Raw genomic sequence first — 25,167 nt, forward strand, 5'->3', positions numbered from 1 at the left:
GACTTGCTTATGCATTGGAAAGTAAAATATCAAATAAGAATTAGGGCGTAGTTACTTATCTTTTGACTGTATTTAATTCTGGTTGGTGAGCATTTTTCGCTCTAAAGAGATAAAAAAATATTTTTTTTGATTTAAGACAAGACAGAAATTGTATCAAGCGGTAAACTCCCAATCACAAATGCTAATAATTCGTATTAAGGTAGCGATTGACTATGAAGCTGTCAGAGATGTCATGCGGAAACTGCGGGACGGTCATTAATATGTCTGCGTTACCAGCAGCAACACGAAAAAAATTAATGGTTATGGGGTTACTTCCTCGAACTGAGATCACCGTCGTTCGTTTGGCTCCTTTAGGCGATCCGCTTCAAGTACGCGTTCGCGGTGTTGATATCGCTTTACGTAAGCAAATTGCAGAAAATATCGAGGTTGAGGCGCTGTAATGCAATACAATATTCTGACTGTTGGTAATCCTAATAGTGGTAAAACGACCCTATTTAATGGCTTAACAGGCGCTAAACAGCAAGTTGGTAACTGGGCTGGTGTAACGGTTGAGAAGAAAACAGGTCGATACCAACATAATGGTGATGATTTCTCCCTGACCGATCTTCCTGGTATCTACAACCTTGATAGTGCAAATGATGCTAACAGCCTTGATGAGGCCATTGCTTCACGTGCGATTTTAACTACACCTGCGGATGTGATTATCAATGTTGTTGATGCATCGAGCTTAGAGCGTAGCTTATACATGACGCTACAGCTGCGTGAGCTAGGTCGTCCAATGGTTGTCGTGCTTAATAAAATGGACGTACTTAAACGTCAGCGTCAGGTGTTAGATATTAAGGCACTTGAAAAAGCACTAGGTTGTCCGGTATTAGCATTATCTGCTAACAACATGGAACGTATTGCAGAGTTCAAAACTAAGCTACACAAGATGTTAACGCAAGGTGTTGTGGTTAACGAGTTTGAGCTCGATTATGGTCAAGATTTTGAGCAAGCAGTGAGTCAATTAGCACCGTTGTTCAAACATAACGATAAGCTAAATGCTCGTGCACAAGGTATCCGTGTATTAGAAAACGATACTTTAGTGATCAACACACTATCTGATGAAGATAAAGCGACAGCATGTGGTTTACGTGCGAATTTATTGAATACTGTTGATCCTGATATTCAAGTGGCTGATGTACGTTACACCTTCTTACATCAGTTATGTCAAAAAGTGCGTCGTCAAGAAGGTCGTTTAAGTAATAGCCTGACAGATAAAATTGACCGTGTATTACTGAACCGCTTTGTTGGTATCCCATTTTTCTTCTTAGTAATGTACGTGATGTTTATGTTTGCGATAAACATTGGTAGTGCATTTATTGATTTCTTTGATATTAGCTTTGGTGCGTTATTAGTCGATGGTGGTCATCACCTATTAGATGATCACTTGCCTGTATGGTTAGTCACAATCATTGCCAACGGTATCGGTGGTGGTATCCAAACAGTTGCAACCTTTATTCCTGTGATTGCGTGTTTGTACTTATTCCTTGCGGTACTTGAAAGCTCAGGTTACATGGCACGTGCTGCGTTTGTTCTTGATAAAGTGATGCAAAAAGTAGGTTTACCGGGTAAAGCATTTGTTCCCCTAGTGCTTGGTTTTGGTTGTAACGTACCAGCGATCATGGCTACACGTACTCTAGAGCAAGAGCGTGAGCGTAAACTTGCTGCGGCAATGGCACCGTTTATGTCATGTGGCGCACGTTTACCTATATATGCATTATTTGCAGCAGCATTCTTCCCTGAAAATGGTCAGAACGTGGTATTTGCACTGTACTTATTAGGTATTGTGGCAGCTGTGATGACGGGTCTTATTTTACGTTCAACGCTTTACCCAGGTTCTAGTGATAGCTTTATCATGGAAATGCCAAACTACGAGTTACCAACTATTCGTAACGTTGTGATCAAAACTTGGCAAAAGCTAAAGCGCTTTGTATTTGGTGCTGGTAAAACCATCGTTGTCGTTGTGGCGGTATTAAGCTTCTTTAACTCATTAGGTACTGATGGTTCATTTGGTAACGAAGATACGTCTAACTCTGTGCTATCTAAAGCATCACAAGTGGTAACGCCTGTGCTTGAGCCTATTGGCGTGAAAGCGGATAACTGGCCTGCAACTGTTGGTATCATTACGGGAATTTTCGCAAAAGAAGCCGTTGTAGGTACGCTAAACAGCTTATACGCACCAGCAACAGATGATGGTAATGAAGAATACAACCTTGTTGCTAGCTTAAAAGAAGCGGTTCAATCAGTTGGTGATAACTTAGCAGCATTAAGCTTTAGTGATCCACTTGGTATCGAAGTTGGTGATTTAGAAAACAAACAAGCTGTTGCTGAAGAGCAGGGTGTTAACGAATCTGTGTATGGTAACATTCAAGCGCACTTCGTAAGTGGTGCGGCAGCAATGGCATACTTGATTTTCATTCTGCTGTACACACCATGTGCCGCTGCAATGGGTGCTTACGTACGTGAGTTTGGTCAGAAGTTTGCTCTGTTTATTGCAGGTTGGACTATGTTAATGGCTTATTCGTTTGCTACTTGGTTCTACCAAATTGCTCACTTTGTTGATCATCCTGCAACGAGTGCATTTTGGATTGGCTTCTTCGTCTTGATTAATGGCGGTATCTTCTTGTTATTGAAACGAGAAGGGAAAAAGCAAACTAACCTTGAAGGCTTGTTAGTAGAATGATCTTACAGCAGCTAAAACAATATATTGAACAGCATGGACGTGTGAGTCGTAAACAGCTTTCGCAACACTTCGGAATGTCGGAAGACGGGGTTGAAGCTATGCTTGAGGTTTGGATCCGCAAAGGCTCTGTTGGACGAGAATTGGTTGGCTGCGATAGTACTGATTGCTGCCAAACCGCCAAAGAGGTTTGGTATCGTTGTCTTGCTGATAACGAGCTTTCCATCACGGTGATGCGATAATCACACTATGAGATAAAACAAAGGCAGCTTACGAGCCTGTCTCTTGATCACAAGTCATTGTGTTCAAGAGACTTAGCTAGTTCATATCCTTCAAGGATGGTTTGTAACCTAAACCATCCTTGCCATAATGTCTTTACAGAAGCGCGACCCGTCCGCTTGGTATCTTTCCAACCACCTAACCGTGCAATACTTTTGTAAGCCCACGATATATTTGGTGCTTCTTTGGGCAGCTTTTTCTTCTCCAATTTTAACCACATAAGCTTCCACGCTTTACCTTTTAACACCCGTTCACAACAGCTACTAGATAACTCTTTAGATTCGTTCATAAATCTTAACTGGAGTAAACGAGTAGCAATAAATGCCAAAATAACACTGAGCCTTTCTAAGTTATCTTTACTTTGCATTCTCAGTTGTTCAACTTGCGTGCCTTCACTTTTCCAAACCTTGTGAAAATCTTCTATCAGCCAACGACGCTCATAATAACTGACGATGTTAAGTGCTTCCTCTTTGTTCGTTACAGGCTCTGATGTCAGTAAATGCCATGCGAGCTTGTCGTCACTCTCACCTTGCTCTATACATCCAACATAGTAGAGAGAGATATTATCGAACTCTTTTTTATTAGCGGGAGACTTAAGTGTCACGGGAGCATATTTGATGTCTAGATGAGCCGTGCGGGACTTACGACCGCCTTTTTGCGGTATTTTTAGCTCTTTGCTTCCTGCTGATAACAACTTGGAAGCGTAGTCATAAAGACGATTATCATGCTCCTCGATACAGCGACTTTGCATTGAGCGAACGATAAATCGTTGTTGTTGCTCGTGCTTGTAAGTGAGGTACTCGAATAAATCGGCTTCTCTATCACATACAGAAATAACCTCTGACATTTTCTCGCCTAGTCGCTCTGCAACATGGCGAGATGCTTGTTCCCATTTATAACTTTCTTTTTCTTTGTATGGTCGAGTTGCATGCTGGTGTCTTTGACCACGTTTTTCAATATCTCGGGTCCAGCGTTGTTGTTCGATTAAACCAACTACAGTGTGAGTTTCGGGAGCAAAAAGCAACGTTGAATGAACGAACATTGCTCGGTGTCGATTACCTTGATTGGAATGCCCGAGTGTATCTTGTATGCTGTGATGTGAGTAACTTAGAGAAGTGGTATCTTCCAATGCAAGCAGTGTTTGTTGTTCAAAAGCTTCTTGTGCTGTGACATAGAATCCAGCTTCTGCAATATCTTCTGCTTTGATTTGGTCATTACGAATAAAGCGATAAGCCCCTTCCATATCGGCTGGGGAGATGATGAGTTTTGAGATAGGGATACCAGGTTGTTCAGCCAGAGAGGTAGCTAGAGCAACGAGTCTTTGAGTGCGTCTTGGGTCATTAAGATCGGCTTGACCGAATTGTTTTTGAGCCCAAAGAGTTGGTTCTATATAGGTCATCATAATCATCCTTATCATTGCTTAGATGATCAGATCATGAAACATAAAATTAGTTCAAAAAAATCCCCAAGCATTGGCTTAGGGATTTGTGTATAAGAGACAGGCTTACGAGCTGCCTTTTTGTTTATCTATGCTTTTAGTTATTAACTGATAGCGCTAAAGCCTTCAATTTGACTTAGTTCTGCACGTAACTCTTCTGCTAATGCCGCTTGTAATTCATCACTACGTTGGGTGCCATCAGTGTTACCCCAAATTGGACCAGGCCATGCGATATCATTACTAAAGCGTGCAATGTGGTGTAAATGCAGCTGTGGGACTAAATTACCTAATGCACCAACATTAATTTTTTCGGCTTGGTAATCATTTTCTAGCAAAGTTGCAACTGCACTGGATTCGCGCATTAATTGAAATTGATCTTGTTCTGGTAGGTGGTGGATCTCACGCAGTTCGTCAACACGAGGAACGAGGATAATCCACGGACCTAAAGCTTCTTTTGATAGTAAAACACGAGAAAGAGGAAAGTCACCAAGCACTGTAGTATCTGATTCTAGACGAGGATGAAGAGTGAAATGCATGTAATTATTCCTTAATGGTACATTATGGCTCACAAGCCAGAGCAATAGTTATCATAGTATGCCTAATTCCAGCTTATTGGTATTATCCTTAACGTATTCTCTAACATTTTGTTAATTACACGAATTTATTGTGAGGCTATGTATGGCAAGCGAATATCAGTTTGTACTCGATTATTGGTTTGGCGAACTCGATGGTGAAGTGACAAAAGAAAATAAACACTCACTTTGGTTTCTAGGCGGCGATGAGGTTGATGCTTATATTAAAACTCACTTTCAATCGTGGGTAAGTAAAGCAGGTAAAGGTGAATTGAATCATTGGTGTGAAACAGCGAAAGGGCGTTTAGCATTAATCATCTTATTAGATCAATTTAGCCGTAATATTTACCGAGGCTTAAGTGCCGCGTTTCGTTACGATTCATTAGCTTTAGCACTATGTAAACGTGGCTTAGCGTTAAATCAAGATATGGAATTAACGGCAATTGAGCGTGTGTTCTTCTATTTACCATTAGAGCACGCTGAAGATTTAGAAGATCAAGAAGAGAGTGTGTTCCGTTTTAAACAATTAACAGAATGTACTTCAGCTGAAAATAGTGAGCTTTTCGACGGCTTTTATAACTATGCCAAAAGCCATTTTGAGGTGATCAAACAGTTTGGTCGTTTTCCTTACCGCAATGCAGTACAAGGACGCTTATCAACTCAAGGCGAACTTGCTTGGCTCAACGACGGTGGTCAGCGATTCGGGCAATAACTTTAGTTGTGTTACTTATTCGTCAGATATAAAAAAGCCTTCCAGATGGACTGTCTCTTGATCACAAGTCATTGTGTTCAAGAGACTTAGCTAGTTCATATCCTTCAAGGATGGTTTGTAACCTAAACCATCCTTGCCATAATGTCTTTACAGAAGCGCGACCCGTCCGCTTGGTATCTTTCCAACCACCTAACCGTGCAATACTTTTGTAAGCCCACGATATATTTGGTGCTTCTTTGGGCAGCTTTTTCTTCTCCAATTTTAACCACATAAGCTTCCACGCTTTACCTTTTAACACCCGTTCACAACAGCTACTAGATAACTCTTTAGATTCGTTCATAAATCTTAACTGGAGTAAACGAGTAGCAATAAATGCCAAAATAACACTGAGCCTTTCTAAGTTATCTTTACTTTGCATTCTCAGTTGTTCAACTTGCGTGCCTTCACTTTTCCAAACCTTGTGAAAATCTTCTATCAGCCAACGACGCTCATAATAACTGACGATGTTAAGTGCTTCCTCTTTGTTCGTTACAGGCTCTGATGTCAGTAAATGCCATGCGAGCTTGTCGTCACTCTCACCTTGCTCTATACATCCAACATAGTAGAGAGAGATATTATCGAACTCTTTTTTATTAGCGGGAGACTTAAGTGTCACGGGAGCATATTTGATGTCTAGATGAGCCGTGCGGGACTTACGACCGCCTTTTTTGCGGTATTTTTAGCTCTTTGCTTCCTGCTGATAACAACTTGGAAGCGTAGTCATAAAGACGATTATCATGCTCCTCGATACAGCGACTTTGCATTGAGCGAACGATAAATCGTTGTTGTTGCTCGTGCTTGTAAGTGAGGTACTCGAATAAATCGGCTTCTCTATCACATACAGAAATAACCTCTGACATTTTCTCGCCTAGTCGCTCTGCAACATGGCGAGATGCTTGTTCCCATTTATAACTTTCTTTTTCTTTGTATGGTCGAGTTGCATGCTGGTGTCTTTGACCACGTTTTTCAATATCTCGGGTCCAGCGTTGTTGTTCGATTAAACCAACTACAGTGTGAGTTTCGGGAGCAAAAAGCAACGTTGAATGAACGAACATTGCTCGGTGTCGATTACCTTGATTGGAATGCCCGAGTGTATCTTGTATGCTGTGATGTGAGTAACTTAGAGAAGTGGTATCTTCCAATGCAAGCAGTGTTTGTTGTTCAAAAGCTTCTTGTGCTGTGACATAGAATCCAGCTTCTGCAATATCTTCTGCTTTGATTTGGTCATTACGAATAAAGCGATAAGCCCCTTCCATATCGGCTGGGGAGATGATGAGTTTTGAGATAGGGATACCAGGTTGTTCAGCCAGAGAGGTAGCTAGAGCAACGAGTCTTTGAGTGCGTCTTGGGTCATTAAGATCGGCTTGACCGAATTGTTTTTGAGCCCAAAGAGTTGGTTCTATATAGGTCATCATAATCATCCTTATCATTGCTTAGATGATCAGATCATGAAACATAAAATTAGTTCAAAAAAATCCCCAAGCATTGGCTTAGGGATTTGTGTATAAGAGACAGTCCAGATGGAAGGCTTTTTAATGTAAAGAGGAATGTGAATTACATACGCTCTAGTGTTTCGATACCAAGCAGATCTAGACCTTGCTTGATAGTCTTCGCTGTTAGCATTGCAAGCTTCAAGCGGCTTTGCTTGGTTGCTTCGTCAGCGTTAAGAATTGGGCATGCTTCGTAGAAGCTAGAGAACATACCAGCAAGTTCGAATAGGTAAGTACACATTAGGTGTGGCTGACCTTCACGCGCTACAGATTGAACAGCTTCTTCGAATTGAAGCAGTTTAGACAGTAGTGCTTGCTCTTTCTCGTCAGTGATAACGATAGGTTGAGTAAGATCTGCTAGTTCAACGTTCGCACGTTTGAAGATAGATGCTACACGAGTGTATGCGTACTGCATGTATGGTGCAGTGTTACCTTCGAATGCCAACATGTTGTCCCAATCGAAGATGTAGTCTGTCGTACGGTGCTTAGAAAGATCAGAGTACTTAACTGCAGCCATAGCAACAGTTTGTGCAATGTTTGCTTTTTCTTCAGCACTTAGTTCAGGGTTCTTCTCTTCGATTAGCTTGTTAGCACGCTCTTCTGCTTCATCAAGTAGATCTGCTAGACGAACTGTACCACAAGCACGCGTCTTAAATGGACGACCGTCTTTGCCTAGCATCATACCGAATGCGTGGTGCTCTAGAGATACACTCTCTGGCACGTAACCCGCTTTACGTACGATTTCCCAAGCCATCATTAGGTGTTGGTGCTGACGTGAGTCGATGAAGTAAAGCACGCGATCCGCATGTAGTTGCTCGTAACGGTACTTAGCACAAGCGATGTCGGTAGTTGTGTATAGGTAACCGCCGTCACGCTTCTGGATGATCACACCCATAGGCTCGCCGTCTTTGTTTTTGTACTCGTCTAGGTAAACAACCGTTGCACCGTCGCTTTCTACTGCTAGACCTTTTTCTTTAAGATCTGCAACAACGCCAGGTAGCATGTCGTTGTACATAGATTCGCCCATTACGTTGTCATCAGTTAGCGACACGTTTAGACGATCGTAGTTACGTTGGTTCTGCTTTAGTGTGATCTCAACAAGTTGCTTCCACTTCTCTAGGCAGTACTCGTCACCGCTTTGTAGGCGAACAACGAAGTTACGCGCAGTTTCACCGAACTCTGCGTCTTCATCGTAAAGTACTTTAGATTCACGGTAAAAGCCTTCAAGATCGCTGATGTTCATCGATACGTCAGCGCCTTCTTTCTCTTTACGCTGCATGTTAGCGATAAGCATACCGAACTGAGTACCCCAGTCACCAAGGTGGTTAGCACGGATAACATTGTGACCTAGGAATTCAAGCGTACGAACAACTGCATCACCGATGATAGTTGAACGTAGGTGACCTACGTGCATTTCTTTAGCAACGTTTGGTGCTGAGTAGTCAACAACGATGTTTTGTGCAGTTTCAGTGTTAACAGCTAGACGCTCGTCTTTAAGCGCTTCTTCACCACGCTCTGCTAACCATGCTTTGTTTAAGAAAATGTTGATGAAGCCTGGGCCTGCGATTTCAACTTTCTCTGCAATACCGTCAAGGTCTAAGCAGTCGATAACTTTTTGTGCGAATTCGCGTGGATTAGTACCTAGCTTCTTTGCTACGCCCATAACACCGTTCGCTTGGTAATCACCAAACTGAGCTTTAGCTGATTGGCGAACTGCTGCAGGACTGCCTGCAGGTGCGCCAGCGGCTTCTAGAGCCTGAGATACTTTATCGTTAATAAGTGCTTGAATGTTCACACGCTGATCCTTACATCATTTGTAAAGCCAATTATTAATAAGAGGCAAAAATGCCTACGTATCGCAAGATCACCGTCAAAAATAATCACGAAATAAAACAAGTTGATCACAAAAGGTAATCAAGTAATTAACGTGAGTATTTTTGACGGGGTCGCGAATATCTAAATATGCACCGAAGTCTTGAATACGCAGCAGGTATTGTCCTAATAATACCCACACATAGAGGTACTTTGGCAACTGGAAAAACCTATTGTTTACGTTTTTTTTTAAACTTTTTTTGTTATGGGTAAATAATGTGTAACGCGTTATTGTATTGGGAATGGAGTGCGTTAAATTCCTGTTTCAATAAATCATTAAAAATGGATAATTATTCACTTCACCTAATTATAGTTTCAGTCGTCAATAATGGGATTAATTCATGAACACGTTAGAACAACATCATCTTCATCCAACGCAAATGCTTGCGCAATTACCAGACTTCATGAAAGCCATTACCGCATTAATCGATGATTTAGGTATTTCGCTAAAAGGCTTTCAAGCCGATCACATTGCTTTGCGTGTTAACGATCAAACGTTGGCAGAAGCATTACATCAAGCATGGCTAAGTTATGGTCAAGAATGGTCGAATAATATGATCAATGGACGCCCAATTGTGATTATTGGTTTTGAGCAACCATTACAAGCTGGCGATTGGTCATTTGAAGCCTTAGAACTGCCTTACCCAAGTGATAAGGCTTACCCGAAGCAAGGGTGGGAGCATATTGAGTTTGTTGTGCCATCAACCGCACGAACAACCGATGAATTAAAACAAGATTTGCAAAAGCAATTACCGACCTTGGATTGGGATGGTTTAGCAGCGAAAGGCATTAAGGTAAAAGCAAGTTCACCAGCAGGTGATAATGAACGCTTACCAAACCCAACTTTTGCTTTTAAACGTGATGGTGTGTGTATCAAATTACATGGGCACTCGTTAAAAGCGGTACTGGAAAGTGAACAAGCTTAACGTCGAATAAAGTTGAGATAATAAAAAGCGCAGCTTACGACTTTTTTTGAGCGGTAATGACTGCGCTTTTTTAATTGTGTATTTAGTTATTAAAGAATAACGGTGCGGTTGCCGTGAACAAACACGCGATCGTCTACCACTAATCCTAATGCTTTACTGAGCACTGATTTTTCAACATCACGACCTGATTTTGCCATCTCTGCGGCGCTGAAGCTGTGATCCACGGGGATCACGTTTTGGGTAATGATTGGCCCTTCATCAAGATCATTGGTTACAAAGTGTGCTGTTGCACCAATGATTTTCACACCACGTTCAAAAGCTTGCTGATAAGGTTTGGCACCAATAAATGCAGGTAAGAAACTGTGGTGAATATTAATGATTTTATTTGGGAATTGAGCAACAAAATTTGGCGTTAAGATACGCATGTATTTTGCTAGCACCACATAGTTAGGTTGGTATTGTTGTACCGCTTCTAATAGCTTTTGTTCGTGCTCTTCACGGCTCAAACCTTCATGGCACACATGATGGAATGGAATATCAAATTTTTCTGTTAGGCCTTGTAGCGTGTTGTAGTTACCCACAACTGCTGCAATTTCAATATCTAGCGAGCCATCAAATGCTTTAACTAGAATGTCACCTAAACAGTGAGCCTCTTTGGTTACCATGATCACGACTTTTTTTCGATCAGAGCTAATTAAGCGACGCTTGCTGCCTTGTGGCAATGCATGATCTAAATCGGCAAGGAAGGTGGTGTCATTAAAATAGCCTTCCAGCTCGGTACGCATGAAAAATTGATCATGTGTATTATCAACATATTCTTTATTGTTGATGATGTTCAGTTGGTGTTTGTGACAAATATTGGTGATTTTCGCGATAAGCCCCATATCATCTGGGCATTCCGTGAGAAGTGTTTTCTTTTCCATGTCGATTCCTGACTACGATTCACGCCTGTCTATATACTGCGTGTTACAAAGATCTTAATTAACTATTACCTAGATTTAACCTTATGGTCAAAGCATTTATGTCTTTGCTTCTCTGATTAATGAGAAATGAAGGGTGATAATTGCTGTTCTGTGAAAGGAGAGTGCTGGTCGGTTGAGGAGATAATTGGCATAATGACAATATAGATACTGTATATATGACCAATAGTGCGAAGTAGATGATAACGAAGTTTTTTGCCTCTGGCGGTGCGTTAGACAAAGCGATTCCGGGTTTTCAGGCTCGCCAACCCCAAATTGATATGGCGAATGCAGTAGCAGACGCAATCAAACATGAGTCTCAGCTGGTGGTTGAAGCCGGAACGGGTACAGGCAAAACCTTTGCTTATGTAATTCCTGCTTTGCTTAGTGGTAAGAAAACTATTATCAGTACTGGTTCTAAAAACCTTCAAGAGCAGCTATTCCACCGTGATTTACCATTAATGGCGGATGCGATTGGCTTTACAGGGCGAGTGGCATTGCTAAAAGGGCGCTCAAATTACCTATGCATTGATCGCTTAAATCGCCAAGTATTAGAAAGTCATGATGTTGAATCGGATCCTACACTGCTTACTCAATTGGTTAAAATTCGCCAATGGTCTTCATCATCAAAATCGGGCGATTTTGGTGAGTGTGATGATGTCGCAGAAGATAGCCCCGTTATTCCGTTGATCACCTCTACTAATGACAACTGCTTAGGTCGTGAATGTCCGTCTTATGATGAATGCTTTGTGGTTAAAGCGCGTCGAAAAGCGATGGAAGCGGATGTGGTAGTGGTAAACCATCACTTATTCTTGGCTGATTTAGCGATTAAGGAAACAGGCTTTGGTGAGTTAATTCCAGAAGCTGAAGTGTTTATTTTCGATGAAGCACATCAAATGCCAGATATCGCCAGCCAGTATTTTGGTCAAAGCCTGACCAGTCGCCAGCTGGTTGAATTGGCAAAAGATATTGATATCGGCTATCGCACTGAAGCGCGTGATATGCGTCAGTTACAGAAAACAGCGGATCGTTTGCAACAAGCCGCGTTTGAAATGCGGATTATTTTAGGTGATCCCGGATTTCGTGGAAACTGGCGAGAAGCCTCACAAACACCAGCGGTTCAGCGTGAGTTAACACGATTATCTGATGCGCTCGATCTTACCTATGATGTACTGAAATTAGCATTAGGACGTAGCCAGCTTTTAGATACCGCCTTTGAACGAGCTGCGACGTTAAAAGCTAAATTAAAGCGTATGGCAGATACGTCTATTACGGGTTACTCCTATTGGTACGAATGTACGCCAAGACAGTTCAGTCTAAACATTACGCCGCTAACAGTGGCTGATAAATTTAAAGATCAAATGGCAGAGCAAAAAGGGGCGTGGATATTTACTTCAGCGACACTTGCCGTCGATGAAAACTTCACCCACTTTAGCCATCGTCTTGGGTTAGAGCCGAAAAAGCAGTTTTCATTAGAAAGCCCGTTTGATTACAACCAACAAGCCTTATTGTGTGTGCCTCGTCATTTGCCAGAGCCTAATAGCTATGGTTTAGCAAACAAGCTGGTGGCGTTATTATCGCCTGTGATTGAAGCTAATAACGGGCGTTGTTTCTTTCTATGTACCTCTCATCAAATGGTGCGAGAGCTTGCCGAAGGGTTTCGAGAAAAGCTCAATTTGCCAGTGTTGGCACAGGGCGAGACAACAAAGCAAAAACTGCTGAATGAATACCTCGCTCACGGAAATGCGTTATTAGTGGCAACGGGGGCATTTTGGGAAGGGATTGATGTTAGAGGCCAAGCCCTTAGCTGTGTTATCATTGATAAATTGCCGTTTACAGCGCCAGATGATCCGTTATTAAAAGCACGTATCGAAGATTGTCGTATGCGTGGGGGCGATCCGTTTGCTGAAGTGCAAATTCCAGATGCCGTAATCACCTTAAAGCAAGGTGTTGGGCGTTTGATCCGTGATACCAAAGATAAAGGCGCACTGATCATTTGTGATAATCGATTAGTGACAAGGCATTACGGCGCTGTATTTTTACGAAGTTTACCGCCAATTCCTCGCACTCGAAGTGTTGAAGGAGTTAGTGACTTTTTGTCTACTATTAATAACATCACTGTTATTGAAGATGACAACCAACATTCAGAGGCTTGAATGAGCACCAAAATTTTGGCAGTAGATACTGCAACTGAAAACTGTTCTGTTGCCCTTTTAGTGGGTGATGAAGTTATTTCTCGTTGTGAATATGCACCACGTGAGCACACAACAAAAATTTTGCCAATGGTTGATACTGTACTTGCAGAAGCAGGTCTTAAATTAAATCAACTTGATGCATTAGCTTATGGTCAAGGCCCTGGTAGCTTTACTGGTGTGCGCATTGGCATCGGTATCGCGCAAGGCTTAGCATTTGGTGCTGATTTACCTATGGTTGGTGTTTCTACGCTGGCTGCAATGGCGCAAGGTACTTACCGTGTTCATCAAGCTGAGAACGTATTATCAGCGATTGATGCACGTATGGGCGAACTATATTGGGGTCAATACCAACGTAAAGCGGATGGTGATTGGCAAGTCGTCGGTGCAGAACAAGTGATTGCACCTGAAGCGTTAGTTGAATCTATGCAAACAGAATCTGGCATTTGGTTAACGGCAGGTACAGGTTGGGAAGCGTATGCTGAAACCCTAAGCAAATTACCTGTAGCAATGCAGCAAGGCACATTGCTATACCCTGATTCACAAGATATGGTGCAGCTTGCGAAATTTGCATTTGCTCGTGGTGAAGTAGTACTTGCAGAAGAAGCAAGCCCTGTGTATTTACGTGATACCGTGACGTGGAAAAAGCTACCAGGTCGCGAGTGATCGTATCAAAAGTGAGAGTGGTAGCTATGTCTACTACTCTCGTTATAGATGAATCTTGGGTTTATTGGATGATGAGAGGGGATTATGGTAACTATTAATCATGGTGTTATTTCTTTACCATCAAAGCCACTCAATTCAACTAATAAAACAGAAAGTGCAAAACAAACAGCGTCAGCGAGTGAGGCTGTTTCTCCTGTTTCCTCTTCATTATCGTCAGTGGCTCAATCGCCCGAGTTGGCGAATCAAGAATACCGTCAACTTCAATATGATCGTCCTGATGGTAAGCATCAAAAAGCACTGACTGCTTATATGGATGTGATGCTTCATAGCCGTAAAGAACAACTCTCAAATCTTATCGGTATTGATATGGTTGTTTAAAACCATTCCCACTTACTATATTCTCCTCGCTATTAACACTTTAATATAAGGTGCCAGCAGACTGTGCATTGATGAGTATTTCTGCTGTTAAATTGAACAGTTATGGTGAGGTTTTATATGTTTCGTAAGCTATTTCTTGGGCTGATATTGATCTTTATGGTAGGCTGCGCCAGCGTTCCAGCCAGCTTGCAGACTAAAACGAAAAATCCTATCACAGATTTACACGTTATCACCGAGCATCCTACTGTAATGCAACATCAGGAAGTAAGGTTAGGTGGGATCATTGCTTCGATTAAAAATGAAGCAAAGCAAACACGGATTGAAATTGTCGCATTGCCGTTAACCTCTGACGGTCGACCACTCTTACACAGTAAACCTCAAGGTAGATTTATTGCGAATGTACCTGGCTTTCTCGATCCTATTGAGTATGCCAAAGGGCGTTTATTAACTGTGGTGGGACAATATACTGGAACGGAAAAAGGTAAAGTAGGTCAATACGATTACACCTTCCCTGTTGTTACAGTGACAGGTGAGCAAATTTGGCAGGTTCAGCAACAAATCCAAATGGAAACACCAATGCGATTTAACCGTTGTATTGGCTTTAATTGTGGGTTCTGGGGCGATGATTACTTTATGCCGCCGTTTGGTATTGAAGGCCGTGTCGTAGACAGAGTGGTAATGTAATTGATGGAAGCGATAACCTTTCGCCTTGCAGAAATTGAGTTAGCTGGATTGGCGAATTTTTCGCTCTCTGCTCCGATTAAAAATAACAAGTCTGTGTTGTTGTTTCTCCATGGTTGGCAAGATAATGCAGCAACGTTTTCAACGCTTTGGCAACGATTAGACGCTGACTTTAATCTTGTCGCGATTGATTTGCCGGGGCATGGATTATCGCAATCTCGAAGTGAAGATAACTATTATCATTTCTTCGATTATATTGATGATTTACACCAAGTGATTTTACAGCTACCTGTTAAGTCAGTGTGTTTAGTTGGACATTCACTGGGTGCCATTATTTCAAGCTGTTACAGTGCCGCTTATCCTGAACATGTTGAGCAGTTGATCTTAATTGAAGGACTAGCGCCTGTAGTTGAAGAGCCTGCTTTAGCGGTACAGCGATTAAAGCAAGGATTGAAAAGTCGTCAGCAATATCGCAAACAGCGTGGACGCCGTAAAGCACGGGTAATGGTGTCGTTTGATGAAGCATTGCAACTGCGGGCTAATGTGAATGGCTTGCCGACGGCATGTTTAGTACCAGTTGTAGAGCGGGCTACTGTTGAGCATGATGGAAAATGGTATTGGCGACATGATCATCGTTTACGTTGTGATTCGTTGTATCGCATGACGTTATCACAAGCGCAGGCCATTATGTCGTCTATTGAAGTGCCTATTTACTCTATTGTCGGCAGTCATGGTTTTCCTATCTTGCGAGATAATCCGCAACAGAAATACGGCATTAAACAGTTTTCTCAGGTAGTGGTTGCAGGGGGGCACCATTGTCACTTAGAGCAGCCTGATGTGGTATCTGATTGTATTCAAGGCTTTATTTCCCCTCAAAGAGATTAATCTTTGCTTTTCAATGAGTGACTTCAAAGTTTCAAACTCAGTAAATTTAGCAAGATGTTAATTATAAGTTAATTGTGCTGTAATGCAGGCAAATAAACGCTTGTTTGATTTTTTCATTGCAGCCTTTACCTATATTGCTATAGGTAGCAACGCAGTCTAATAATAAGGAGAGTGCAAGTGGATAAAGTTTGGCTTAGCCGCTATCCGAAAGATGTACCAGCAGAAATTAATCCGGATGCATATTCATCATTAGTTGATATGTTTGAGCAATCAGTACGTAAATACGCTGATCAAACCGCATTTATTAACATGGGTCAGGTGATGACCTTCCGTAAATTGGAAGAGCGTAGCCGTGCTTTCGCCGCGTACCTGCAAAATGAATTGAAGTTGCAAAAAGGCGATCGTGTTGCGGTAATGATGCCAAACTTGCTGCAATATCCTATCGCACTGTTCGGTATTTTGCGTGCAGGCTGTGTTGTTGTAAACGTTAACCCGTTATACACACCACGTGAGTTAGAGCACCAGTTAAATGACTCTGGCGCGAAAGCGATCGTTATCGTTTCTAACTTCGCTCATACGCTAGAAGCTGTTGTTAAAAATACCTGTGTTAAGAACGTTATTCTAACTAGCCTTGGTGATCAGTTATCACGTCCTAAAGGTACATTAGTTAACTTCGTTGTTAAGTACATTAAGAAAATGGTGCCGAAGTACCATTTACCTCATGCAACATCCATGCGTATGGCGCTGCGTAAAGGTCGTCGTATGCAATATGTTAAGCCGTTTATTACTGGCGATGATATGGCATTTCTGCAATACACGGGCGGCACTACAGGTGTAGCGAAAGGTGCGATCTTGACTCACCATAATATGGTGTCAAACGTGATGCAGGCGAAAGGCGCTTATGGCCCTGTATTAACGGAAGGTCGTGAGCTTATTGTTACTGCCTTACCGCTATATCACGTATTCGCATTAACGGTTAACTGTTTACTGCTAATGGAAATGGGCGGTCAAAACCTATTGATCACTAACCCTCGTGATATTCCAACGTTTGTGAAAGAGCTACAGCGTTACCAATTTACGGCCATTACTGGTGTAAATACGCTATTTAATGCGTTGATCAATAACGAAGATTTCCAAGAGCTAGATTTTAGCCATCTGCGTCTATCTGTTGGTGGTGGTATGTCTGTACAGCGTGCTGTTGCGGAAAAATGGCAAAAGATCACTGGTAATTACTTACTTGAAGGTTACGGCTTAACGGAGTGTTCACCACTGGTTGCAGCGTACCCGTACGATTTAACCAAATACAATGGCTCTATCGGTCTGCCTGTTCCTTCAACTGAAATTCGTATGGTTGATGATGAAGGTAATGTAGTTGGTATTGAGGAAGTGGGTGAGCTACAAGTTCGTGGTCCTCAAGTGATGAAAGGTTACTGGCAACGTCCTGAAGCAACCAAAGAAGTGTTAACTGAAGATGGTTGGTTATCAACGGGTGATATTGTTAAATTCGATGACGAAGGTTTCCTACATATCGTTGATCGTAAGAAAGACATGATCTTAGTATCAGGCTTTAACGTTTATCCTAATGAAATCGAAGACGTTGTTGCGCTACATGACAAAGTGCTTGAAGTAGCTGCGATCGGTCAGGCACATGAAGTGTCTGGTGAAGTGGTGAAGCTTTGTGTGGTAAAACGCGACCCAAGTCTAACCAAAGACGAGCTGATTGCACACTGTCGCCAACACTTAACGGGTTACAAGATCCCTAAAGTGGTTGAGTTTATGGATGATTTACCAAAAACCAACGTAGGTAAGATCCTACGTCGTGTATTGCGTGAAGAGTCTGACAAAAAAGCACAACAGCAATAAGTATCGCTAGCTAAGTACGTAAAAATACTCGTCAGTTTTTGATGAGATATGTAATTACGTACCATTGCACGATACTATAGATGCCGACGTTAATACGTCGGCATTTTTCTTAATATAATTTACTAAAAGGTTAATGATTTAGCCCTGCACCGAAAAGGTATCATGTGAACTTCGACATAATTACAACAACCGAGCAATTACAACAGCGTTGTGACTCAGCCAAAACGCAGGCTGCCGTTATGCTGGATACAGAGTTTGTCCGTACGCGCACGCTATATCCGCGTTTAGGTTTGATTCAATTATTCGATGGTGAGCATTTATCGTTAATTGATCCGTTAGAGATTGATGATATGGAGCCGCTATGGGCACTATTGCGTGATCAATCTGTAATTAAAGTCCTTCATGCTTGTGGTGAAGATTTAGAAGTATTCCAACACCACGCAGGTTGCCTACCAACGCCAATGCTTGATACTCAGCTAATGGCGGCATTTTTGGGTCATGGTATCTCAACGGGCTTTGGTGCATTAGTTAAAGAATATGTGGGTGTGGAGCTTGATAAAGGTGAAGCGCGTACTAACTGGCTAGCTCGCCCATTAACGGCGAAGCAATTAGATTATGCTGCGGCAGATGTTCACTACTTAAAGCCATTGTATGAAACCCTACTCGCAAAAGTCGAAGCGACAGGGTACATGGAAGCGCTACAGCAAGAATGTAATTCTGTCATGTTACGCCGTATTAAACCTATTGATCCTGAGAAAGCATATTTAGATATTAAAAATGCATGGCAGTTATATCCGTCGCAATTAGCGGTATTACAAAAGGTAGCAGCATGGCGAGTTCGCGAAGCGCAAAAGCGTGATATTGCCTTAAACTTCATTGTTAAAGAGTTGCACCTATGGAAACTAGCTCGCTTTAATATCAAGTCACGAGCAGGGCTTGAGAAAGAAGGCTTCGAGCCAATGGAGATCCAGCGTCACGGTAATCGCTTACTAAAGATGGTGCATGATTGTGAGCATATTGCAGCGCAAGACTACCCAGCTAAAATTGAGCGTTTAGTGGATTTCCCTGGCTATAAGCAAATGGTGAAATACATTAAAGACGTGGTGACTGAAGTAGAGAAAGAGACGGGGTTAGCCCCTGAGTTTTTAGCATCGAAAAAGCAAATACACCAAGTGCTTTCTTGGGCATGGAAACATGATCGTAAAGAAGAGAAACGCCCTGAAATGCTGAAAAACTGGCGTCGTGATCTGTTTGAACAGCGTGTATTAACGATTTTGGATGAGAAAGCTTAAGCGAACTTTACTTAAGCTTTAGATAAGAAAAAACCCGCTATCTGCGGGTTTTTCCGTATTAACGTTCTTCGTCAGGTAACGTTACGTTAAGTTCGAGTACGGATAAATCTTCCTCTTTATGATCAAGGTTCACAGACACTTGATTTGGGTCGATTTGTACGTACTTACTGATCACATCTAAAATATCTTGTTTTAGCTGAGGTAGGTAGGCTGGAGTCGATTGTCCAGCACTACGACGTTCAGCGACGATAATTTGTAGTCTTTCCTTCGCTACGTTCGCTGTTTTCGTCTTTTTCGGGCGGAAAAACTCGAGCAGTGCCATATAAAGTTAGCCTCCAAATAAGCGTTTTAGGAAGCCTTTCTTCTCTTCCTCTAAGAATTTAAACGGGCGTTCCTCACCCAATAAGCGTGCTACTGTATCTTCATAAGCAATACCAGCATCAGATTCTTTATCGAAAATAACTGGTTCACCCTTGTTAGACGCGTTTAGCACTGCTTGGCTTTCAGGAATAACACCTAAAAGAGGAATATGCAAAATTTCTTCAACATCTTGAACGCTTAGCATTTCACCTTGCGTTACACGTGTCGGGTTGTAGCGTGTTAGTAGCAGGTGTTGTTTAACTGCATCTTTACCTTGTTCTGCACGGCGTGACTTAGAATCTAGAATACCTAGGATACGGTCAGAGTCACGAACAGAAGAAACTTCAGGGTTGGTTGTTACAATCGCTTCATCTGCGAAGTAAAGTGCCATTAATGCACCTGTTTCAATACCTGCAGGTGAGTCACAGATAATGAATTCAAAGCCCATTTTATCCAAGTCATTTAAAACGCGCTCAACACCTTCACGAGAAAGTGCATCTTTATCACGAGTCTGAGATGCAGGAAGAACAAACAAGTTGTCAACGCGCTTATCTTTGATTAGTGCTTGGTTTAAATTTGCTTCGCCGTTAATAACATTAACGAAGTCATAAACGACACGGCGTTCACAACCCATAATGAGATCTAGGTTACGCAGACCGATATCAAAATCGATAACTGCAGTTTTTTTACCGCATAATGCTAGGCCAGATGCAATGGCAGCGCTTGAAGTTGTTTTACCAACGCCACCTTTACCTGAAGTAACAACGATAATTCGTGCCATTTACTCAATTCCTTATTAAAACTTTTATAAAGCCAGGTGCTCGATGCTGAGTGTATTATTAGCAATAGAGATAACTACACCTTTGCCCCAGAACTCTTCCTGAATGTTATCACTTAGCCAGTAGTTTCCTGCAACTGAAATCAATTCAGATTGCAAGTTCTGACAGAAAATTGTTGCTTCTTGGTCTCCATTGGCACCTGCAATAGCGCGACCACGTAGTGTTCCGTAAATATGAATACAACCATCAGCAAGAATTTCAGCGCCAGCACTCACATGATTGAGAATGACAAGGTCACGATTTTTTGCGTAAATCTGCTGACCTGAACGAACAGGGGTGCGAATAATAAGTGCTGACTCTCGGCCTTTTTCTTCTGGCTGAGGAGATGGTTCTACTTCAGTAGATTCTGCTGTTGATTGCTCTTTTACTGAACGAGCGGCATTCATAATAGCAAAACCAGCAGATTTTGCTTGTTTTTGTAACTCAGGCTCTTTGCAACCACTAATACCCACAGGGATCATACCTGCGTCAACAATTCCGGCTTTTAACTGCTTAAAGTTAATATCTTTGCCTGCATTAGATATATCGATAACAACAGGTGCAGAGGCGAAGAAATTAGGTGCGAGTTCAACTTTTTCTTTAAGGTGATCAGTTGCTTTTTTAATATCACCATCGATTAAATGAAGTGCAGAGAGCGTGAACGAGCTCCCTTTAAGTTCAGCTGTCTTGGTCATGGGCGTTATTATGGTTAGTGATTAAATTAACCACTCTTGTTGATTATCACAAAGGTAGTAGCATGGTATATTCCCTAGCAGTTAGGGGCAAGTTATCCTTGCTTTGACGTTGGAATTTCAGACAAAAGTCTCATCCTTTATGGTGAAAAATAAACCAATAGGGAATGATGCGTTAAAATTGTGGTCTGAAAGAGGAAGCTTTAACAAATAGGCGAATTGAGATGTTGTGTGCAATCTATAAAAGCTTAAAAAAAGATAACACTTATTTATATATTAATAAGAAAGATGATTTCTCAGATGTACCTGAAGCATTAATGACTACATTTGGTAAACCACAATTTGTTATGGTGTTAAAGCTTGATGGTAGAAAGTTAGCATTGGCCGATGTTGAAAAAGTGAAAGAGGCATTAAATACGGTTGGATTTTATCTTCAAGTTCCACCGCCAGTGACTAACTTATTGGATCAATATAAAGCCGACAAAGCTAGCAGAGTTAATTAAGGTTATTATGCATAAGCGTTTAATATCGGCCGTTGTGGCCTTAGGATTAGGGATTTCCTCAACAGCTTTTGCTGCTGATGAAGGATTTAACGCATACATAAATAAATTAAAAGCTGAAGCACGTTCAAAAGGTATATCTGAACCTATTTTAGATTCTGCTTTTGATGGTATTACTTTTACGCACCGCGCAGTAAAAGCAGACAAGAATCAGCCTGAAAAAAAATTAACTTTAGATCAATATATTCCACGTGCTGTGCCTGATTGGAAAGTAAAACAAGCACGTCGTTTATATCATGAGAATAAAGAGACCTTAGATCGCATTGGTAAAAAATATGGTGTTCAGCCTCGCTTTATTGTTGCGTTGTGGGGTGTTGAAAGTAACTTTGGTAAATTACAAGGTAATTACCATGTTGTGGAAGCATTAACGACATTGGCTTATGAAGGTCGTCGTGAAGAGTTATTCCGTAAACAAGTTATGGCGGCATTACAAATTCTTCAAGAAGGTCACATTACTATTGATGAGATGAGAGGTTCGTGGGCTGGCGCAATGGGTCAGTGTCAATTTATGCCAACCTCTTATTTAACTTTCGCTGTTGATGGAAATAATGACGGTAAAGCGGATATCTGGAATACAAAAGCAGATGTATTTGCTTCTGCTGCGAATTACCTGAAGAAGTCTGGCTGGAATGATAAATATACTTGGGGACGCCAAGTGCAAATCCCATCATCATTATCTGACAGTTTAAAAGGTACTGATGCGGATAAAGGAAAAACGCTAGCACAGTGGCAAGCATTAGGGGTTCGTACCTTATCGGGTGCTAACTTACCACAAGAAGACATTGAAGCGTGGTTAGTTCAACCTGATGATAATCATGGTCGTGCGTATCTTGTTTACGGTAATTACCAAACGCTAATGAAATGGAACCGATCTCACTATTTTGCATTAGCAGTAAGCCATTTAGCAGATAAGATTTATTGATCTAAGTTAATTTCATTGTCATGTTAAATGTATTAAAAGCCAGGCATGTTTGTCTGGCTTTTTTATTGTTGATGTTGGTTTGGGTATTAAAATGGAAAATAAGGGAAAGGTAACTTATACCTTTAGACTATTTATATTTGGGGAGGCGAGATATAGATGCTTTTAACAAGTATAAAAAAAGCCCAACGAGGTTGGGCTTTTCAGTAATGCTTTTAGCGAATTAGATTTCGAAATCTTCTAAAGATTTACCTTCATCTAGTGCTTTCTTAAGTGCGCTTGGCGTACGACCTTGGCCTGTCCATGTTTTTTCTTCACCGTTTTCGTCGATGAACTTATATTTAGCAGGACGTGCAGCACGTTTTGCTTTTGGTGCTTTAGAAAGGCTAGCTAATAATTCTTCTGGGTCGATGCCATCAGCTAATAGCATTTCACGGTATTGAGCTAGTTTTTCATTACGCTCATTTTCTTTAGCTTGTTCTGCAGCTTCAGCTTCAGCACGTTCTTGAACAACGGTAGTTAATTTCTCAAGTGCTTCTTCTAGTTGCTCTAGAGTATATTCACGAGAAAGCGCACGAAGACTACGAAGGTTTAAAAGTGCTTTCATTGCATCAGACATTTTTATATTTCCTGTTATTTTTAACTAACTGTAAATAATAATAGCAGTGTCGAATCATTTATTACAATAGTAATACTTTTATTCTTTATGTCAAAACACTTTAATCGTTATTTCCCTTAATAGTTAATTAAAACAACAATCCTATTTATAAATAAAAGAATAGAGTGAAAAAGATAAATTGCTCGTTAAATAGTTACAAAATGAAACAGCTCATGCGCTTTAGTTCATAATATTTCATCTTCGTTGCTATAATTGAATAAAATTTATTTATGAAAGCAATGTTATTCATTGTGAGATGTTAAAACTTTTCTGTGATGTTGTTGCAAATGATGAAACATTACGTAGAATGTTCGCATCCTTATTGTAAGGTAGAGGTGCATTATCTAACAGTAATTAGCAAGAGGGTGAAACCGATGAGGGTTAATGAAAGGAGCTAATGCCGAAGTAAGCGTGACATCGAATCATCTTACTGGGGTTGCATTGAATAAGTGTAACACTGCCATAGTGTATACATCATATTAACTATGGAGCGCTACTGTGACGAAGGGAGCTTTAAGAGGCTCTTCATATATGGTGATAGCCATCTCCTACAGTAGATCTCCCACCTAATTCGGTTGTCGTTGAGATCATGAATTTAGTCGATTATTCCCATTCATTAGTATCAATCATTCCTCCTGTAGTTGCGCTGGTGCTCGCGATACTTTCTCGTCGCGTGTTACTTTCACTTGGCGCAGGTATATTATTAGGGGCTCTTTATTTAAATGATTTTTCATTTAATCATTCTGCTTCTTATTTAGGAGGAACAATAAAAGGCTTATTCATTTCTGATGGTGGGGTAAACACCTGGAACATGAGTATTGTATTATTCCTCATTATATTAGGGATGATGACAGCACTGTTAACCTTGTCCGGTGGTACACGTGCGTTTGCAGAATGGGCACAAACAAAAATCAAAAGTAAACGTGGTGCCAAGTTACTAGCTGCTTTTTTAGGCGTGTTTATTTTTGTTGATGATTACTTTAATAGCTTAGCGGTCGGTTCTATTTCACGACCAGTAACCGATCGTTTTTATATCTCACGCTCTAAGCTTGCTTATATATTAGATTCAACGGCAGCGCCGATGTGTGTATTGATGCCAGCATCAAGCTGGGGTGCTTATATTATTACTTTAATTGGTGGCATTTTAGTTACCCACGGAGTAACTGAGTACACGCCACTAAGTGCATTCTTAACGCTAGCGCCAATGAACTTCTATGCGATCTTTGCTTTAGCTATGGTGTTTGTTGTGTCTTGGTTCCAGTGGGATATTGGACCAATGAAAAAGCATGAGATGGCCGCCATGCATGGTCGTGGCTTTGATGAGGGCGGTGATGTTGATGAGCAAGCAAAAGATCTCACCGAAGAATTAGAAATAACGGAGAGTGAGAAAGGTAAAGTCGGCGATTTAGTGTGGCCTATTATTATTCTGATTGCCGCTACTTTCTTCTTTATGATTTTCACAGGCTATCAAGCACTTGCAGCAGACGGTAAATCTTTTGCTATTCTTGGCGCATTTGAAAATACTGATGTGGGTAAATCACTTTGTTTAGGTGGTTTATTTGGTCTTGTTGCTGCGATTATTCCAGTGTTCCGTCAGCGTATTGTGTTTAAAGAAATTGCTCGAACATTATGGATTGGTGCTAAATCCATGTTCGGAGCGATTTTAATTTTATTATTTGCTTGGGCGATCGGTAGCGTTATTGGTGATATGAATACAGGTCGTTATTTATCGACCTTAGTTCAAGGCAATATTAGCCCAATGTTATTACCTATGATCCTATTTATCTTATCGGGTGCAATGGCATTCTCGACAGGAACATCATGGGGTACGTTTGGTATCATGTTACCGATTGCAGGGGATTTAGCTGGCGCTACAGATATTGCGTTAATGCTACCAATGTTAGCAGGCGTATTAGCAGGCTCCGTATTTGGTGATCACTGTTCGCCGATTTCAGATACCACCATTTTGTCGTCAACAGGGGCACGTTGTCACCACATTGATCACGTAGCAACGCAATTGCCATATGCGATGTCGGTTGCTTTTGTCTCTATGATTGGCTATTTGGTATTGGGGATGACCGATTCATTACCTGTTGCGTTTATTGCAGCGATTACTACATTCATTATGGTATGTGTGTTCTTTGCGTGGTTGTCTCGTCGAACCTATCAACCAATAGTGAAAAGCTGATTTTTA

Annotated in this window: 23 protein-coding genes, 1 pseudogene and 1 riboswitch; of the genes and pseudogenes, 15 read left to right on the top strand and 9 right to left on the bottom strand. The window is 41.3% G+C overall.

Features of this window, described 5'->3' with window-relative positions; all coding sequences use genetic code 11:
* Window positions 1-212 precede the first annotated feature (212 nt).
* The 3 genes from Q7674_RS11925 to Q7674_RS11935 are packed head-to-tail and all read left to right on the top strand — an operon-like array spanning window position 213 to window position 2,964.
* Complete coding sequence (locus Q7674_RS11925; protein ID WP_042116797.1) at window positions 213-440, top strand: FeoA family protein; 228 nt, start codon at window positions 213-215, stop codon at window positions 438-440.
* On the top strand, window positions 440-2,725 hold the full coding sequence (gene feoB, locus Q7674_RS11930; RefSeq protein ID WP_305423843.1) for a Fe(2+) transporter permease subunit FeoB: 2,286 nt from the start codon (window positions 440-442) through the stop codon (window positions 2,723-2,725). The genes Q7674_RS11925 and feoB overlap by 1 nt, the downstream gene beginning before the upstream one ends.
* Window positions 2,722-2,964 (top strand): FeoC-like transcriptional regulator, encoded by a 243-nt coding sequence (locus Q7674_RS11935; protein ID WP_008986559.1) that lies wholly within the window; start codon window positions 2,722-2,724, stop codon window positions 2,962-2,964. Before feoB ends, Q7674_RS11935 begins: the two co-directional genes overlap by 4 nt.
* A 47-nt stretch (window positions 2,965-3,011) precedes the next feature.
* Here Q7674_RS11935 and Q7674_RS11940 read toward each other — a convergent pair whose 3' ends face one another.
* Window positions 3,012-4,400, bottom strand: coding sequence for an IS4 family transposase (locus tag Q7674_RS11940; protein WP_305422587.1), 1,389 nt, complete (start codon window positions 4,398-4,400; stop codon window positions 3,012-3,014).
* 143 nt (window positions 4,401-4,543) lie between these two features.
* Entirely contained in the window at window positions 4,544-4,975 is a 432-nt protein-coding gene (locus Q7674_RS11945) for an HIT domain-containing protein (protein WP_045066495.1), read from the bottom strand.
* A 142-nt stretch (window positions 4,976-5,117) separates the two neighbouring features.
* Between Q7674_RS11945 and Q7674_RS11950 the strand changes: the two genes are divergently transcribed.
* The gene (locus tag Q7674_RS11950; RefSeq protein ID WP_045066494.1) at window positions 5,118-5,723 is read left to right on the top strand and encodes a DUF924 family protein; all 606 of its coding nucleotides are present in this window, start codon (window positions 5,118-5,120) and stop codon (window positions 5,721-5,723) included.
* Between the two features lie 61 nt (window positions 5,724-5,784).
* On the opposite strand, the pseudogene Q7674_RS11955 reads toward Q7674_RS11950, so the two are convergent.
* Both Q7674_RS11955 and argS read right to left on the bottom strand, forming a co-directional pair.
* A pseudogene (locus Q7674_RS11955) lies at window positions 5,785-7,174 on the bottom strand (IS4 family transposase).
* A 142-nt stretch (window positions 7,175-7,316) separates the two neighbouring features.
* Window positions 7,317-9,047: an arginine--tRNA ligase gene (argS, locus tag Q7674_RS11960; RefSeq protein WP_305423844.1), complete on the bottom strand. Its 1,731-nt coding sequence runs from the start codon at window positions 9,045-9,047 to the stop codon at window positions 7,317-7,319.
* Between the two features lie 418 nt (window positions 9,048-9,465).
* Between argS and Q7674_RS11965 the strand changes: the two genes are divergently transcribed.
* Window positions 9,466-10,050: a VOC family protein gene (locus Q7674_RS11965; RefSeq protein WP_008986564.1), complete on the top strand. Its 585-nt coding sequence runs from the start codon at window positions 9,466-9,468 to the stop codon at window positions 10,048-10,050.
* A gap of 89 nt (window positions 10,051-10,139) precedes the next feature.
* On the opposite strand, the gene purU is transcribed toward Q7674_RS11965, so the two are convergent.
* Window positions 10,140-10,973, bottom strand: coding sequence for a formyltetrahydrofolate deformylase (gene purU, locus Q7674_RS11970; protein ID WP_008986565.1), 834 nt, complete (start codon window positions 10,971-10,973; stop codon window positions 10,140-10,142).
* A gap of 236 nt (window positions 10,974-11,209) precedes the next feature.
* Between purU and yoaA the strand changes: the two genes are divergently transcribed.
* The 7 genes from yoaA to rnd all read left to right on the top strand — a co-directional run bounded on the left by yoaA (window position 11,210) and on the right by rnd (window position 18,966).
* Window positions 11,210-13,165: a DNA repair helicase YoaA gene (yoaA, locus tag Q7674_RS11975; protein ID WP_023932982.1), complete on the top strand. Its 1,956-nt coding sequence runs from the start codon at window positions 11,210-11,212 to the stop codon at window positions 13,163-13,165.
* Window positions 13,166-13,867, top strand: a complete 702-nt coding sequence (tsaB, locus tag Q7674_RS11980) for a tRNA (adenosine(37)-N6)-threonylcarbamoyltransferase complex dimerization subunit type 1 TsaB (protein ID WP_023932980.1) — start codon at window positions 13,166-13,168, stop codon at window positions 13,865-13,867.
* A gap of 84 nt (window positions 13,868-13,951) precedes the next feature.
* Entirely contained in the window at window positions 13,952-14,245 is a 294-nt protein-coding gene (locus Q7674_RS11985) for a hypothetical protein (protein ID WP_023932979.1), read from the top strand.
* A 117-nt stretch (window positions 14,246-14,362) separates the two neighbouring features.
* Window positions 14,363-14,929 carry a Slp family lipoprotein gene (locus tag Q7674_RS11990; RefSeq protein ID WP_107229731.1) on the top strand — a complete coding sequence of 189 codons (567 nt, stop codon included), beginning with the start codon at window positions 14,363-14,365 and terminating at the stop codon, window positions 14,927-14,929.
* 3 nt (window positions 14,930-14,932) lie between these two features.
* Window positions 14,933-15,811: an alpha/beta fold hydrolase gene (locus Q7674_RS11995; RefSeq protein WP_045066163.1), complete on the top strand. Its 879-nt coding sequence runs from the start codon at window positions 14,933-14,935 to the stop codon at window positions 15,809-15,811.
* Window positions 15,812-15,988: 177 nt separating this feature from the next.
* Complete coding sequence (fadD, locus tag Q7674_RS12000) at window positions 15,989-17,674, top strand: long-chain-fatty-acid--CoA ligase FadD (protein ID WP_008986571.1); 1,686 nt, start codon at window positions 15,989-15,991, stop codon at window positions 17,672-17,674.
* A 164-nt stretch (window positions 17,675-17,838) separates the two neighbouring features.
* Window positions 17,839-18,966 (top strand): ribonuclease D, encoded by a 1,128-nt coding sequence (gene rnd, locus Q7674_RS12005; RefSeq protein ID WP_305423848.1) that lies wholly within the window; start codon window positions 17,839-17,841, stop codon window positions 18,964-18,966.
* A 58-nt stretch (window positions 18,967-19,024) separates the two neighbouring features.
* Here the strand turns inward: rnd and minE are convergent, their stop codons facing one another.
* The 3 genes from minE to minC are packed head-to-tail and all read right to left on the bottom strand — an operon-like array spanning window position 19,025 to window position 20,839.
* Window positions 19,025-19,288 carry a cell division topological specificity factor MinE gene (minE, locus tag Q7674_RS12010; protein ID WP_305423849.1) on the bottom strand — a complete coding sequence of 88 codons (264 nt, stop codon included), beginning with the start codon at window positions 19,286-19,288 and terminating at the stop codon, window positions 19,025-19,027.
* A gap of 6 nt (window positions 19,289-19,294) precedes the next feature.
* Window positions 19,295-20,107, bottom strand: a complete 813-nt coding sequence (gene minD / locus Q7674_RS12015; protein WP_008986573.1) for a septum site-determining protein MinD — start codon at window positions 20,105-20,107, stop codon at window positions 19,295-19,297.
* A 24-nt stretch (window positions 20,108-20,131) separates the two neighbouring features.
* Entirely contained in the window at window positions 20,132-20,839 is a 708-nt protein-coding gene (gene minC, locus Q7674_RS12020; RefSeq protein WP_008986574.1) for a septum site-determining protein MinC, read from the bottom strand.
* Between the two features lie 221 nt (window positions 20,840-21,060).
* Here minC and Q7674_RS12025 point away from each other — a divergent pair, with 221 nt between their 5' ends.
* Window positions 21,061-21,339 carry a YcgL domain-containing protein gene (locus Q7674_RS12025; RefSeq protein WP_305423851.1) on the top strand — a complete coding sequence of 93 codons (279 nt, stop codon included), beginning with the start codon at window positions 21,061-21,063 and terminating at the stop codon, window positions 21,337-21,339.
* Between the two features lie 7 nt (window positions 21,340-21,346).
* Window positions 21,347-22,318: a lytic murein transglycosylase gene (locus Q7674_RS12030; RefSeq protein WP_045066159.1), complete on the top strand. Its 972-nt coding sequence runs from the start codon at window positions 21,347-21,349 to the stop codon at window positions 22,316-22,318.
* Window positions 22,319-22,538: 220 nt separating this feature from the next.
* On the opposite strand, the gene Q7674_RS12035 is transcribed toward Q7674_RS12030, so the two are convergent.
* Window positions 22,539-22,934 (bottom strand): H-NS family histone-like protein, encoded by a 396-nt coding sequence (locus tag Q7674_RS12035; protein WP_008986577.1) that lies wholly within the window; start codon window positions 22,932-22,934, stop codon window positions 22,539-22,541.
* A 361-nt stretch (window positions 22,935-23,295) separates the two neighbouring features.
* Window positions 23,296-23,477, top strand: a riboswitch (Lysine riboswitch).
* 85 nt (window positions 23,478-23,562) lie between these two features.
* On the opposite strand from Q7674_RS12035, the gene Q7674_RS12040 reads away from it, so the two are divergent.
* Window positions 23,563-25,161 (top strand): Na+/H+ antiporter NhaC family protein, encoded by a 1,599-nt coding sequence (locus Q7674_RS12040; protein ID WP_045066157.1) that lies wholly within the window; start codon window positions 23,563-23,565, stop codon window positions 25,159-25,161.
* The last annotated feature ends 6 nt before the right edge of the window (window positions 25,162-25,167 follow it).

Origin of the sequence: Photobacterium leiognathi (assembly GCF_030685535.1) — a bacterium.
Lineage (GTDB): Bacteria > Pseudomonadota > Gammaproteobacteria > Enterobacterales > Vibrionaceae > Photobacterium > Photobacterium leiognathi.

What these genes read in the sequence shown, in the direction of transcription:
- Q7674_RS11925 (WP_042116797.1), top strand. Translation starts at nt 213, where the DNA reads ATGAAGCTGTCAGAGATGTCATGCGGAAACTGCGGGACGGTCATTAAT.
- feoB (WP_305423843.1), top strand. Translation starts at nt 440, where the DNA reads ATGCAATACAATATTCTGACTGTTGGTAATCCTAATAGTGGTAAAACG.
- Q7674_RS11935 (WP_008986559.1), top strand. Translation starts at nt 2,722, where the DNA reads ATGATCTTACAGCAGCTAAAACAATATATTGAACAGCATGGACGTGTG.
- Q7674_RS11940 (WP_305422587.1), bottom strand. Translation starts at nt 4,400, where the DNA reads ATGACCTATATAGAACCAACTCTTTGGGCTCAAAAACAATTCGGTCAA.
- Q7674_RS11945 (WP_045066495.1), bottom strand. Translation starts at nt 4,975, where the DNA reads ATGCATTTCACTCTTCATCCTCGTCTAGAATCAGATACTACAGTGCTT.
- Q7674_RS11950 (WP_045066494.1), top strand. Translation starts at nt 5,118, where the DNA reads ATGGCAAGCGAATATCAGTTTGTACTCGATTATTGGTTTGGCGAACTC.
- Q7674_RS11965 (WP_008986564.1), top strand. Translation starts at nt 9,466, where the DNA reads ATGAACACGTTAGAACAACATCATCTTCATCCAACGCAAATGCTTGCG.
- purU (WP_008986565.1), bottom strand. Translation starts at nt 10,973, where the DNA reads ATGGAAAAGAAAACACTTCTCACGGAATGCCCAGATGATATGGGGCTT.
- yoaA (WP_023932982.1), top strand. Translation starts at nt 11,210, where the DNA reads ATGATAACGAAGTTTTTTGCCTCTGGCGGTGCGTTAGACAAAGCGATT.
- tsaB (WP_023932980.1), top strand. Translation starts at nt 13,166, where the DNA reads ATGAGCACCAAAATTTTGGCAGTAGATACTGCAACTGAAAACTGTTCT.
- Q7674_RS11985 (WP_023932979.1), top strand. Translation starts at nt 13,952, where the DNA reads ATGGTAACTATTAATCATGGTGTTATTTCTTTACCATCAAAGCCACTC.
- Q7674_RS11990 (WP_107229731.1), top strand. Translation starts at nt 14,363, where the DNA reads ATGTTTCGTAAGCTATTTCTTGGGCTGATATTGATCTTTATGGTAGGC.
- Q7674_RS11995 (WP_045066163.1), top strand. Translation starts at nt 14,933, where the DNA reads ATGGAAGCGATAACCTTTCGCCTTGCAGAAATTGAGTTAGCTGGATTG.
- minE (WP_305423849.1), bottom strand. Translation starts at nt 19,288, where the DNA reads ATGGCACTGCTCGAGTTTTTCCGCCCGAAAAAGACGAAAACAGCGAAC.
- minD (WP_008986573.1), bottom strand. Translation starts at nt 20,107, where the DNA reads ATGGCACGAATTATCGTTGTTACTTCAGGTAAAGGTGGCGTTGGTAAA.
- minC (WP_008986574.1), bottom strand. Translation starts at nt 20,839, where the DNA reads ATGACCAAGACAGCTGAACTTAAAGGGAGCTCGTTCACGCTCTCTGCA.
- Q7674_RS12025 (WP_305423851.1), top strand. Translation starts at nt 21,061, where the DNA reads ATGTTGTGTGCAATCTATAAAAGCTTAAAAAAAGATAACACTTATTTA.
- Q7674_RS12030 (WP_045066159.1), top strand. Translation starts at nt 21,347, where the DNA reads ATGCATAAGCGTTTAATATCGGCCGTTGTGGCCTTAGGATTAGGGATT.
- Q7674_RS12035 (WP_008986577.1), bottom strand. Translation starts at nt 22,934, where the DNA reads ATGTCTGATGCAATGAAAGCACTTTTAAACCTTCGTAGTCTTCGTGCG.
- Q7674_RS12040 (WP_045066157.1), top strand. Translation starts at nt 23,563, where the DNA reads ATGAATTTAGTCGATTATTCCCATTCATTAGTATCAATCATTCCTCCT.